We start from the raw sequence: 12,903 nt of genomic DNA on the forward strand, positions 1-12,903 counted from the left end.
AGATTGCTGAACCTACTGGAAAACAAACAGTCCTAATAAAAGATAACAACACTGTATGTGGTATATATTCCACTGCAATTAAAACTAAAAGTGCCAAGGATTTCGTGGATGAAACACTGTAAGAAAATGATTTTTGCTTTATTTACTTTGGCAATGAGCCAAGTAACCATCGCGGCGCCAGTTCCCCTCGACCGCGTATCAGTACAAATTAATGAGGGTATTATTCTTGAAAGTGAAATCACTCATATGGTGGCGTCGGTAAAAGCCAATGCGCTAAAAGCAGGCCAAGGCTTACCGTCAGATAATGCACTTCGCACTCAAGTTATTGAACGTTTAATTTTGACTCACTTGCAATTGCAAATGGCAGAACGTATTGGTCTATCTATTGGTGACCTACAGCTTGATCAAACCATTGAGAATATTGCTAAAGAGCAAAAGCTAACGGTTTCTCAAATGCAACAACAAATTGAAAGCGAAGGCATGAGCTATGCGCAATACCGTGAGCAATTACGTGAAGAAATCACCCTAGGTGAAATCCAACGTATTCAAGTTCAGCGTCGTATTCAAGTCTCACCTCAAGAGATCAGTAACTTAGTTAAAATGATCCAAGAGCAAGGTTTAAAAGATGTCGAGTTCCAAGTTGGACATATCTTAATTGAAGTGCCAAATAACCCAAGCAGTGAACAACTAGAAGCATCGAGCAAACGGGCGAATATCGTATTAGACCGCTTAAATGAAGGTGAAGATTTTCGCCGTACAGCTATTGCATCTTCATCAGGGCCTAAAGCGCTTGAAGGTGGTATCTGGGATTACATGAGCGTGAACGAAATGCCAACCTTGTTTGCAGAGGTAGTAACTGACGCTAAAACTGGTGATGTCATTGGCCCAATTAAAAGTGCCTCAGGTTTCCATATTATTAAAATCATGGACGCTCGCGGCCTGCAAACCAAAGAAATCAATGAAGTAAGATCACGACATATTCTGCTAAAACCATCACCGATCCTTTCAGAAGATCGTGCTAAAGCAATGCTAGAAAGCTTTTTAGCTCAAGTTCGTTCAGGCGAAGCTGATTTTGCAGCACTTGCCCGCCAATACTCTGAAGATCCTGGTTCTGGGGCAAAAGGTGGTGAATTAGGCTGGGCAGAACCGACTGTATATGTACCTGAGTTTGCTCAAACATTATCAAGCTTAGAAATTGATGAGTATAGTGAACCCTTTAGAACAACCCATGGATGGCACATCGTTCAACTTGAAGAAAAACGTAAAACTGATGCTACTGCTCAGTTTAATAGCAATCGTGCTCACCAGTTGATTTATCGTCGTAAGTTCAATGAAGAGCTACAAAACTGGTTAGATGAAATGCGTTCAGAAGCCTATATTGAAGTTTTTGAACCTGAGAGTACTCGAGGTTAAGCTAACTTAATGACAATACGTATTGCGATTACGCCGGGTGAACCGGCGAGTATCGGCCCAGATCTTGTTATTAAACTTGCTCAGCAGCCATGGCCTGCTGAGTTAGTTGTTTGCGCCGACCCAGAATTATTAACTAGCCGAGCAAAAATGCTTGGCTTGCCGCTGACATTAAGACCTTACCAGCCAACGTTACCTGCTAAGGCTCAGGAAGCTGGCACCTTAACCATTGCGCCATTTACTCTTGCTGCAGAAGTTGAATGCGGCAAATTAAATGAGCTTAACAGTGAATATGTGGTCGACACCTTGCGTTATGCGGGTGAGAAAAACATGACCAATGAATTTGAAGCTGTGGTAACGGGCCCTGTTCATAAAGGCATTATTAATCAAGCGGGTATACCTTTTAGCGGCCATACTGAATTTTTTGCATTACAAGCAAATTGCCAAGATGTGGTAATGATGCTGGCAGCGCCAGGTCTGCAGGTGGCGTTAATGACCACCCACATTCCTCTGGCTTATGTTGCAAAAGCCATTACACGCGAGCGTTTACATCATATAATACAAATCTTGCACAGTGAGTTAGTGCAAAAGTTTGGCATTACTTCACCTAAAATATTCGTCTGCGGTCTTAATCCGCATGCTGGTGAAGATGGACACTTAGGCCGAGAAGAGATTGATATCATGATCCCTGCTCTGAATGAACTTAGAGAGCAAGGTATTGATATTGTAGGTCCATTACCTGCAGATACTTTATTCCAGCCTAAATACTTACAAGAAGCAGATGTGGTTCTTGCTATGTATCACGACCAAGGACTTCCAGTACTTAAATCTTTAGGTTTTGGAAAATCGGTTAACATTACCTTAGGTCTTCCGTATATCAGAACCTCTGTCGATCATGGCACAGCTTTAGAGCTAGCCGGAACCGGTGAAGCTGATAGTGGTAGTTTTACCTGTGCATTAAATAAAGCCATTGAATTGGCCTCAAAAGTAAGTAGTTAAATTTTAATGAGCAATAAAGTACATTTAGGCCACACGGCCAGAAAACGTTTTGGACAAAACTTTTTAACTGATGAAAGTGTGATCAGTCGGATCGTGGGCGCCATCTCGCCAGATAATGACCATGTTATGGTTGAAATTGGCCCAGGCCTTGGCGCATTAACTGAACCTGTTGCTGAATCAGTTAATTGCTTAACTGTAGTCGAATTAGATAGAGACTTAGTCGAGCGTTTAGAAAACCACCCAGTATTAAAGCATAAGCTTAATATCAATCAGGGTGATGCACTGAACTTCGACTTTAGCCAGTTGCAACAAGACGGCAAAAAGATGAAAGTATTTGGTAATTTACCGTACAACATCTCAACGCCGTTAATGTTTCACTTATTTGAGTTCGCTGAAATAATTGAAACCATGCACTTTATGCTACAAAAAGAAGTGGTTTTGCGCCTTTCTGCAAGTCCAGGCACTAAAGCTTACGGCCGCCTAACTGTGATGGCGCAGTACTACTGTAAAGTGGTACCTGTACTTGAAGTGCCGCCACAAAGCTTTACTCCGGCGCCAAAGGTCGACTCTGCAGTGGTACGTTTGTTGCCATACGATGTAAAACCATTCCCGTGTAAAGATGTCACCGTTTTACGTCATCTATGTACCACAGCCTTTAATATGCGCCGTAAAACACTACGGAATAACTTAAAGCACATGATAACAGATGATGAGTTCAGCGCGCTGAACATTGATTCGACTCTTCGACCGGAGCAAATAACTGTCGAGCAGTATGTGGCACTTGCAAATTTAGTTTGCGATAAAAATCTATAATTCTAAGGGCACTTTTCATTGAAAGTGCCCTTTCGTTTTTAGGAAGTTTAATGTCCTCTGTAGCCCCCAAAATTAAAATAAAAGTTGAGACTAACTATTTAGAAGAGCAGTCATCAGCAGCAGAATCAAAATATTTATTCAGTTATACCATTACCATCATTAATCTGAGCGACATTGCAGTGACACTCAAAGATCGCCACTGGATTATTACTGACTCAAACGGTGAAAAAAGTGAAGTGCAAGGCCCTGGCGTGGTCGGAGAAACACCGACTATCGAACCTAATACAGCTTACCAATACTCAAGTGGCACAGTATTAGAAACACCCGTTGGCTTTATGGAAGGCTCATACGGCATGAGCAGCGCCCAAGGTGAAGCTTTTAAAGCTGCAATCCCAACATTTAGATTAGCCGTCCCAGGGATTCTACAATAATCCTATGGCACATTATTTTGTTGGCGATATACAAGGCTGTTTTGAAGAATTACAACTGATCCTCGCTAAAGTGGACTTTAACCCTTCAAAGGATGAAGTATGGGCTGTCGGCGATTTAGTCGCCAGAGGTAATGGCTCCTTACAAACTTTACGCTATTTAAAATCATTAGAGGCCAGTGCCAAAATAACTTTGGGTAATCACGACCTGCATCTATTAGCCCTTAACGGCAACATTAAAAGACCCAACCCCAAAGATAAGCTTGCTGAATTGCTAAGCGCTGATGATTTACCCGACTTAATTACTTGGATAAGAAAGCAACCCTTGGTGCAGACACTGCCCTCCCACAATATCATCATGAGCCATGCAGGCATTCCACCGCAGTGGGACTTAGCGACCTTACTCACAGAAGCTAATGCGGTGAGCCAAGCATTACAGCAAGATGATTATATCGATTCACTAATTGCAAAAATGTACACCGATGATGCAGAGCGCTGGGACAGTACAGCCATAGGCTTGCCAAGACTGCGATATTGCATCAATACCCTAACGCGAATGCGCTATTTGTTTGCTGATGGCAGTTTAGACTTTAAATGTAAATCCCCCATTCAAGACAAACCACCACAACTCACGCCTTGGTTCGAATTCAACTCCCCGTTAAAACAAAGCCACACTTTGGTATTTGGTCATTGGGCGGCGTTAATGGGCGTGGTTAACCAACCTAATATGCAAGCACTGGATACAGGATGTTGCTGGGGAGAGCATTTAACCCTATGGCATTTAGAAACCAACGAAAAAATACAACAGCACAAAATAAAATCATAAATAAATAATTAAACTTTCCAGTAACAAAGCCGATACAGTTATTGGATCTCCAATGATCATACAGCCCTGAGTGATCAAAGAGATAAATTCGGGATAAAATAATAACAGCCGGAGTATGCTATGAAAATTAATGTTGCCACCAGAGTGATTGGCGGTTTTACCGTTGTGACTCTCCTTTTGATAGTTTTAGGTGGCGTGTCTTTGCTCACCAACAATAGCATCAAGGACAGTACTAGCACCTTACAACAAGTTAGTTTGCCTGCCCTTACTGCTACCGGTGAATTAACGCAAAACTTAAGCGCCCAGCAAATTCACATTCTATTCGGTTACTACACTGATCAATCAGCTCAAATTCCAGCAGTCAAAAAAAATATAAACACTGAATCAGTGGAATTTAACAAAAAACTCAATAACTTGACTGGGTTAATTTCTGGTAGACAAGAGTTTTCCAGTAACCTTTCTCAGCTTAAAAACAGCTACCATAATTTTGAAAAAAATAGCGCTTTAATGCTAATAGAGCATGAAAATGCATTATTAAAACATGAACAACTATTACAACTTCGAGATAATTTAGAAGACAGCGCAGATGATGCATCATCGATTTTATTAGACCTGATAGATCTAGAGTTGAGTGAAGATACCACTAAACAAAGTATTGCAGCTGCAGCGGGAGTCGTTGATAGTAATTTCATCAATATTATTACCACCATTTATGATTTAGTTGCCGCTAAAGAAAACGCTAAATATGAAGTAATAGTGAATGAGCTAGAGTACATGCTCAACGATACCCGCACAAAGATTGAGCATATCAACTTACAAGGCCGCGGTATTATTAGCGATAGCACTCTTAATGATTTAAACGTAGAAAGTGATGCTGTATTTGCCCTAGTGACAGGTAATAACTCCATAGTTACCTTGAAAGGCCAGCAACTAAAGCATGATCAAACCGCTGCCGAAATGTTAGCTGCAACCGATAAAGACCGTTTAGACGTTAATGCTAGAATGAACGAGCTAGCTAATAAAATTGAAAACTTCACAGCTAAAATAAGTGACGATGCAATTAAAAATATCGATTCGGCTACTATCCAAACAATGCTGGTAGTTATTCTGGCCATTGTGGTGGCAATTATCGTCAGTTACGCCGTAGTGAAACCATTAACTCGCTCATTAGAAAAAGTAAACCAGGCGCTAAATATTCTTGCCTCTGGAGATTTAACTCATAAATTAGATGATACTGGTCACGATGAATTTGCCCTATTGGCTAAAAACTGTAACAGCCTAGTCGATAGCTTAAGTAATTTAATTGTCGGCATTTTAGACCGCTCGAATCAGTTGGCTGCTGCAGCAGAAGAAACGTCAGCAATAACCACCCAAACTACATCTGGTATTCAAGAGCAAAAAAATCAAGTGGATCAAGTGGCCACCGCAACTACTGAGCTAAGCTCTAGCGCCCAACAAGTTTCAATGAGCGCCGATCAAGCCCTTGAACAAATTAAGCAAGCCGATCTAGAAACTCAGCATATGCGCACACTTGCTGAAGAGAATAAAGTCACTATTCTTGCCTTAGCAGAAGAAGTCGCTAAAGCGGGCGTGGTGATCAATAAGGTCCATACTGATAGCGCATCAATCGGCTCTATTCTTGATGTAATTCGTGGTATTGCAGAGCAAACTAACTTACTGGCATTAAACGCTGCGATTGAAGCTGCCCGCGCGGGTGAGCAAGGCCGTGGTTTTGCTGTTGTCGCCGATGAAGTGCGCAGTCTTGCTTCTAGAACCCAAGAATCGACTAGCGAAATTCAGCAAATGATTGAAGTGTTACAACAAGGTGCACAACAAGCAGTGACGGTCATGGAATTAGGCCGCACACAAGCAACCAGCTGTGTCGATAAAACAGAACAAGCTAACTTGGCCTTAGAAACCATTAGTCAGTCAGTACATAAAGCTTACGACTCTGGTAATCACATTGCCCAAGCCGCTCAAGAGCAAAACTTGGTCAGTCAGCAAGTCTCTGAAATGCTAGAGCACATTGCTGCTATTTCAGAAGAAACCGCCATAGGCGCAGATCAAACAGCACAATCAAGTCAGCAAGTAGCAATGCTGTCTGAAGAGCTACAAAGCTCTGTGAAGGAATTTAAAGTTTAACGACTCACAGTATCTAAATGTAGAAAAGGCTCTTTAGAGCCTTTTTTATTGCCTTTAAAGCCTAATAGCGCCATGACTTAGCAATGATTTGCGGCAATAAAAACCATAAGCAACAAAAAACCGCCCTAAGGCGGTTTTGGCAGTCAAAGCTATCAACTTTATTTATGCATAAGATTATATTTGATAATTCACAATTGCTATCACCAAATTAATCAATGCGCTTTACTCACCACTATTAATGCGATCTTGAACTGCAGCAGTAATAGCACTACCACTATGGCCATTGCTATTAGCCCAATCAAGAATGCTTTTCCCGTCGGCTTCTGGTGAACTTAAATCACCAGCAGGAAGACGTTTAGCGATGTACTCACCCACTTCAAATGAATTTGCATTATAAGCGGTTCTTAATAAGCTTGCGCCATCACAAGAAACACCGGTATAGATATTACGTAATTTAACACGACTTTCTTTGAGTTTTTTACGTAGTCGATTTTTATCATTCGATTTAACGTAATCACAAATACTTGCCACAAGTTGATCGGTATCAGCGACTGCTGGGGTTGAAACTGAAGATGCTGCAATTAGGACGGCGACGGCCACAGGCATTAAACGCATCCGATACTCCTTTGTAGGTATTATTATTTTCAGCTTACCATCAAGGGTAAACCTCTATTCAGGGTAAAACAGCTTGTAATTTAACATTTTTTCACAAAAGTGTTAAAGCTATATTGCAATTGTGCTGCATTAACCTGATTAACCTTATCTTGTAACGTCCAGCTATCATCATCCCACTCGGGGAAAAAAGTATCGCCATCAACAGTTAGCTCAATGAAGGTTAGATATAATATATCGGCCAGCGGTAAAATTTCTTTATAGAGCTGCCCACCACCAATGACAACTAATTCATCACAATCTGTAACAAGTTGTTTAGCTTGCTCAAATGAACTCACACATGAAACGCCTTCAATGTGATAATCTGCTTGGCGGCTGATGACAATATTATGTCTACCTGGAAGCGGTCTACCAATAGATTCAAAGGTTTTACGCCCCATCACCACAGGCTTACCTAAGGTCATCGCCTTAAAATGCTTTAAATCTTCAGGTAAGTGCCAAGGCATTTTATTATCTTTACCAATGACACGATTATTGGCCATGGCGGCTATCATTGCGATGCGCATATAAAAATCCTTATTTGATGCTAAAACGGGGGTTAAATAATAGGTCTGGTTCGATAATACACTAATGAGGGCATTGCTAAGCCGACTGATAATGCCCCAAGAATGAATACGGTTTTCAGGCCATTAAGAATGACTATCGAAGTTAAATCACTGCTGACTTGCTCTTGAACACTCAGTTGTACCAAAGCTATCAAGGTATTGTATGCATAGGTACCCGGTACCATGGGTATGATAGCTGCAACAGCATACATTAGCGGCGGCGCGAGGTGACGCTTAGCAAAGCGTATCGTAATAATACCAACGATGGCTGCAGCTGCAAATGTCGCCCACTCTATGGGCATATCAAAATGCATAAGTAGGCTTCTTGAACTATGCCCTATGGCGCCAGCTACCGCACAAAAAGGTAAGTATCGCTTCGGGACATTAAACAACATCGCAAAGCCTAGCGCTGGTATTGCTGAAAAAAGTCCATCATGCAGCAATTCTAAAATAAGATTCATATAAACAAAATCCCACCCAATGCCATTGAAAGTGTAATCCCAATGACAGTAGCCAGTGTTAAGAGTGTCGCGTGGCCCCAGCGAGATATACCCACATTCATATGGCCTTTAACCATATCTGATATCGCATTAATTAACGGAAAACCGGGCACTAACATCAGCACACTGGCAGCCATTGGGGTTTTAGGGGTTGAAGTTAAATCAGTGATGAAGCCGATTTGGGCAATGATTGTGGTGATAAAAGCGGTAATGGCAAAGATAATGAGTGCATTAAAGTGCTTTTTGACTAATGATAATCGCACTGACATACCAATAGCTGAAGCACAGAATGTAATAAGACACGCGGTAATATCACCACCAAACAAGTGACAAAAACTCGCACAAGATAGCCCAATCATCGGGATCAAATATTTTGCCGGATAACTCTTAGGCTCAATGATCTCTAAGCGGCGTTTAACTTGTTTGGCATTGCACACTCCGCGCTCTGCCAAGAGGCAAATGCGTTGTACTTCACACACCACCTTCATATTGATGCCATGCTCTCGAATGCGTCGGGTTGTAGTTATACAGCGGCCATGGACTAAACTGGTCAGTACAAGGGAGTTGGAGGAAATTGAAAGTTCAACGCTGGCAAGACCCAGCGCTTTACCTAAGCGCTGACTGATCTCTTCAACAAGATCAGACTCAGCGCCATAGGCTAGAAGTAATTGTGCACTTCGTACAACAAGACGAGTGATATCATTTTGAGTTTCTGCGTACACTTGTCTCTCGACTATTAACGTTGGTAAATGATTTCCACATCGTAGTCATCGTCATCGAAGTCATCATCAAAGTCGTCGTCGTAATTTTCATTTACCGATTCAACGCTAGCTTCATGGTAGTTATCCCATTTAAACTCAACTTCATCATCTGGGCTAGTGCCTTCATCTTCAGGAGGAAGTGAATTGATGAAATCTAATAGTTTTAAGCTAATGTCTTTAGTGTTCGTTCGGTTGAATGCTGACATAGTGTAAATGTCACCCTTCCAATCCATTTCCTTAACAATGCGATCCATTCTTTCTGCAAGTTCATCTTCATGCAATAAATCGATTTTGTTAAAGACTAACCAACGTGGCTTAGCTGCAAGCTTTGGTGAATACTTTTCAAGTTCAGCCACAATTGAACGCGCAGATTCAACCGGATCACTGCCATCAATAGGATCGATATCGATGATGTGTAATAACACACGACAACGTTCCAAATGCTTCAAGAAACGAATACCAAGACCAGCACCATCTGAGGCACCTTCAATCAAGCCAGGAATATCGGCGATAACGAAGTTTTGCCCAGGTCGTGGACTTACCACACCAAGGTTTGGTACTAGTGTCGTAAACGGATAATCAGCAACTTTTGGTGTTGCACGAGATACCGCACGAATAAAGGTTGATTTACCTGCATTTGGTAAGCCCAATAGGCCGACATCAGCAAGTAACAATAATTCCAGTTTTAAGAAACGTACTTCACCAGGCGTACCTAATGTTTTCTGTCTCGGCGCACGGTTGGTACTGCTTTTAAAGCGCGTATTACCTAAACCGTGGAAACCACCTTTAGCCACAAGTAACTTTTGGCCATGGGTAGTCAAATCACCTAATAATTCTTCAGTATCGAAATCAACAGCACGCGTACCCACAGGTACTTTAAGCATTAAATCTTCACCGCCATGACCGGTACAATCACGGCCACGTCCATTTTTACCACGCTCAGCAATATGCGAGCTGACAAAACGGAAATCAATAAGCGTGTTCATGTTTTCATCTGCGACTAAAAATACACTACCACCATCACCGCCGTCACCACCATCAGGGCCGCCGTCTGGCACATATTTTTCACGTCTGAAGCTAACGCAGCCACTGCCACCGTCACCCGCTTCAACTCTGATTTTAGCCTCATCAATAAACTTCATACATACTCCTGACACCACTTAATGTGTCAATTATAACCTCAAAAGATTGAGATGTGCAGGGAAGCGTAGAAGATACAATCACCATAAATCGCTTACTGCAAAATAAATAATCAACGATGCAAAACATCGCAAATACCGCACGTAAATTTAATCCACTAATTTTTAATAAACTAAAGTCTAGCTAACTAAATCAACAATGAAGTAAAAAAACACAAAAGCCCCGCCAGAAGGCGGGGCTTTCAAAGACTGATTAGAGTCTAGATTAAGCTTCGATGCTAATAAACTTACGGTTATTAGGACCTTTTACTTGAAACTTAACTTTACCGTCTGTTAATGCAAACAAAGTATGGTCACGACCAATACCTACGTTTACACCAGCGTGGAATTTAGTACCACGTTGACGAACGATGATGTTACCAGCTACAACTGATTCACCACCAAAACGCTTAACACCAAGACGTTTACTTTCCGAATCGCGGCCGTTACGAGTAGAACCGCCAGCTTTTTTATGTGCCATGAGTTAGACTCCTAAATTATGCGCTGATCGCTGTGATTTTAACTTCAGTGAACCATTGACGATGGCCCATTTTCTTTTCGTGATGCTTACGACGATTGAACTTTTGAATAGTTACTTTCTCACCGCGACCGTGGCTAACCACTTCAGCAACAACTTTACCAGTTGCAACTAGAGGTGCACCAACGTGAACGTTCTCACCATCAGCAACCAATAATACTTGATCAAACTCTACAGTTTCACCAGTAGCAACTTCAATTTTTTCTAAACGAACTGTATGACCTTCAGCAACACGATGTTGCTTTCCGCCACTTTGAAAAACAGCGTACATAGCTATTTCACTCCAAATGGACTAACACTCCGGTTCATTGTTATGTTGATACCGGGTGCTAAAAACTTTTAATGACAATGGGCGCGGATTCTACGGCAAGATTTGCATTCTGGCAAGCGTTAAATTTGAATCAATAAAAAAAGCTCGGCTTAACTCCCACTATCTAAGAACAAAAGCTGCCTAAAGCATGAAAATTCGGTAAAATTTGTTAATATACAATTTGAACCTTATATAGTGGGCAATATAATTTTGTCCGGTAGCCTAATAACTAGAGACCATTATGGATTTAAACGCCATTCGTCAACTAGCTGATAACGACATGCAAGCCGTAAATCAGTTAATTTACAAACAACTTGAGTCTGATGTTGCATTAATAAACCAACTCGGTTTTTACATTATCAATGGCGGTGGTAAACGACTACGTCCATTGCTTTCAGTTTTAGCCGCTCGTGCTATCGACTATAAAGGTGAAGAACACCTAAAGTTAGCTGCCATTATAGAGTTTATTCATACGGCATCACTACTACATGATGATGTTGTTGATGAATCAACCTTACGACGTGGCCGTAAAACCGCTAATGCCCTTTTTGGCAATAGCGCTAGCGTGCTTGTTGGTGACTTCTTATACACTCGCTCATTCCAGATGATGACTGAGTTAGATAGCATGAAAGTACTGCGCGTACTGGCTGACACCACTAACATTCTTGCCGAAGGCGAGGTTTTACAATTAATGAATTGTAATGACCCTGAAACCACCGAAGAGAATTATATGCGAGTGATTTACTGCAAAACAGCTAAATTATTCGAAGCCGCGACCTTACTCACAGGTGTTATTGCAGATGTGAGCAAAGAGCAACAACACGCATTAGGTGAATACGGTAAATTTTTAGGTACCGCATTCCAACTAACCGATGACTTGCTTGATTACACTGCAGATGCTGATGAGCTAGGTAAAAATATTGGTGACGACTTAGCCGAAGGGAAACCTACCTTACCGCTAATCTATGCCATGGCACACGGTAATGATGAAGCTAAAGCGCTGATCAAAGACGCAATTGAAAATGGAGATGGCACCAAAGCTATCGACGAAATCGTCGCAGCCTTAAAAGATTCAGGTGCATTAGAGTACACCAAGCAAAAAGCCGATGAAGAAGCGGATAAAGCCATTGCGGCATTAGCGCCAATTGCTGATAGCGAATACAAAACCGCACTTATCTCATTAGCTAAGATTTCAGTTCAGCGTAATAACTAAAAACCACTAAACTAAGCTGTTACTGAATATTAAAATGCACTTGATTGCTATCAAGTGCATTTTTTATTGCTAAGACCTACACTTGCCAATCAATTGGCGTACTATTTTTTGCCACTAATAATTGATTAATAATTGAAAAATGTTTGCAACCAAAGAACCCACGATAAGCCGATAACGGCGACGGGTGCGGCCCTGAAAGAATATGATGCTGAGGTGAGGTTATCCAGCGGCCTTTTTTTATCGCGTGAGCGCCCCACAGCACAAATATAATAGGTTCAATTTGTTGATTAAGGCATTGCATTACTTGGTCAGTAAAATGCTCCCAGCCCGCTTTTGAGTGCGAATGAGCCTTACTTTCTTCAACGGTTAATACCGTATTAAGCAATAACACCCCTTGTTTAGCCCAAGCCGTTAGGTTGCCATGTTCGGGAATGATAAAACCACTGATATCTTGCTTAAGCTCTTTGTAGATATTTACCAAAGAAGGCGGCGTTTTCACTCCAGCTTGTACCGAAAAACATAAACCGTGAGCTTGCCCTGCCCCATGATAAGGATCTTGCCCTAATAC

The 12,903-nt window shown here is 41.6% G+C and carries 15 protein-coding genes; 7 read left to right on the plus strand and 8 right to left on the minus strand.

The features are described 5' to 3' along the window. Positions 1-108: 108 nt before the first annotated feature. The 6 genes from surA (at position 109) to Q4557_RS02780 (ending at position 6,618) form a co-directional block, all read left to right on the plus strand. Positions 109-1,413 (plus strand): peptidylprolyl isomerase SurA, encoded by a 1,305-nt coding sequence (gene surA / locus Q4557_RS02755; protein ID WP_303410512.1) that lies wholly within the window; start codon positions 109-111, stop codon positions 1,411-1,413. A gap of 9 nt (positions 1,414-1,422) precedes the next feature. Then, positions 1,423-2,409: a 4-hydroxythreonine-4-phosphate dehydrogenase PdxA gene (gene pdxA / locus Q4557_RS02760; protein WP_102438852.1), complete on the plus strand. Its 987-nt coding sequence runs from the start codon at positions 1,423-1,425 to the stop codon at positions 2,407-2,409. A 6-nt stretch (positions 2,410-2,415) separates the two neighbouring features. Then, positions 2,416-3,222: a 16S rRNA (adenine(1518)-N(6)/adenine(1519)-N(6))-dimethyltransferase RsmA gene (gene rsmA, locus Q4557_RS02765; RefSeq protein ID WP_303410514.1), complete on the plus strand. Its 807-nt coding sequence runs from the start codon at positions 2,416-2,418 to the stop codon at positions 3,220-3,222. Between the two features lie 50 nt (positions 3,223-3,272). Continuing rightward, complete coding sequence (gene apaG, locus Q4557_RS02770; RefSeq protein ID WP_102438854.1) at positions 3,273-3,653, plus strand: Co2+/Mg2+ efflux protein ApaG; 381 nt, start codon at positions 3,273-3,275, stop codon at positions 3,651-3,653. Between the two features lie 4 nt (positions 3,654-3,657). Further along, complete coding sequence (locus Q4557_RS02775) at positions 3,658-4,476, plus strand: symmetrical bis(5'-nucleosyl)-tetraphosphatase (protein ID WP_102438856.1); 819 nt, start codon at positions 3,658-3,660, stop codon at positions 4,474-4,476. 120 nt (positions 4,477-4,596) lie between these two features. Further along, the gene (locus Q4557_RS02780; protein ID WP_303410518.1) at positions 4,597-6,618 is read left to right on the plus strand and encodes a methyl-accepting chemotaxis protein; all 2,022 of its coding nucleotides are present in this window, start codon (positions 4,597-4,599) and stop codon (positions 6,616-6,618) included. 222 nt (positions 6,619-6,840) lie between these two features. On the opposite strand, the gene Q4557_RS02785 is transcribed toward Q4557_RS02780, so the two are convergent. The 7 genes from Q4557_RS02785 to rplU form a co-directional block, all read right to left on the minus strand. After that, positions 6,841-7,233: a DUF3718 domain-containing protein gene (locus Q4557_RS02785; RefSeq protein WP_102438859.1), complete on the minus strand. Its 393-nt coding sequence runs from the start codon at positions 7,231-7,233 to the stop codon at positions 6,841-6,843. Between the two features lie 80 nt (positions 7,234-7,313). Continuing rightward, entirely contained in the window at positions 7,314-7,796 is a 483-nt protein-coding gene (gene folA, locus Q4557_RS02790; protein ID WP_102475568.1) for a type 3 dihydrofolate reductase, read from the minus strand. 32 nt (positions 7,797-7,828) lie between these two features. Then, complete coding sequence (locus Q4557_RS02795) at positions 7,829-8,296, minus strand: threonine/serine exporter family protein (RefSeq protein WP_102438863.1); 468 nt, start codon at positions 8,294-8,296, stop codon at positions 7,829-7,831. Further along, a complete protein-coding gene (locus tag Q4557_RS02800; RefSeq protein WP_102438865.1) occupies positions 8,293-9,057 on the minus strand; it encodes a threonine/serine exporter ThrE family protein in 765 nt (254 codons plus the stop codon). The genes Q4557_RS02795 and Q4557_RS02800 overlap by 4 nt, the downstream gene beginning before the upstream one ends. 14 nt (positions 9,058-9,071) lie before the next feature. Next, a complete protein-coding gene (gene cgtA, locus Q4557_RS02805; RefSeq protein WP_076541219.1) occupies positions 9,072-10,238 on the minus strand; it encodes an Obg family GTPase CgtA in 1,167 nt (388 codons plus the stop codon). 262 nt (positions 10,239-10,500) lie between these two features. Then, positions 10,501-10,755, minus strand: coding sequence for a 50S ribosomal protein L27 (rpmA, locus tag Q4557_RS02810; protein ID WP_055024328.1), 255 nt, complete (start codon positions 10,753-10,755; stop codon positions 10,501-10,503). Positions 10,756-10,771: 16 nt separating this feature from the next. Next, entirely contained in the window at positions 10,772-11,083 is a 312-nt protein-coding gene (gene rplU / locus Q4557_RS02815) for a 50S ribosomal protein L21 (protein WP_076541221.1), read from the minus strand. A gap of 280 nt (positions 11,084-11,363) precedes the next feature. Between rplU and ispB the strand changes: the two genes are divergently transcribed. Beyond that, complete coding sequence (ispB, locus tag Q4557_RS02820; protein ID WP_102438869.1) at positions 11,364-12,335, plus strand: octaprenyl diphosphate synthase; 972 nt, start codon at positions 11,364-11,366, stop codon at positions 12,333-12,335. A gap of 76 nt (positions 12,336-12,411) precedes the next feature. On the opposite strand, the gene ung is transcribed toward ispB, so the two are convergent. Continuing rightward, the coding region (gene ung / locus Q4557_RS02825; RefSeq protein ID WP_303410525.1) for a uracil-DNA glycosylase at positions 12,412-12,903 on the minus strand (492 nt) is incomplete at its 5' end.

The organism is Shewanella sp. 5_MG-2023 (assembly GCF_030547465.1).
In the GTDB taxonomy this organism is placed as follows: Bacteria; Pseudomonadota; Gammaproteobacteria; order Enterobacterales; family Shewanellaceae; genus Shewanella.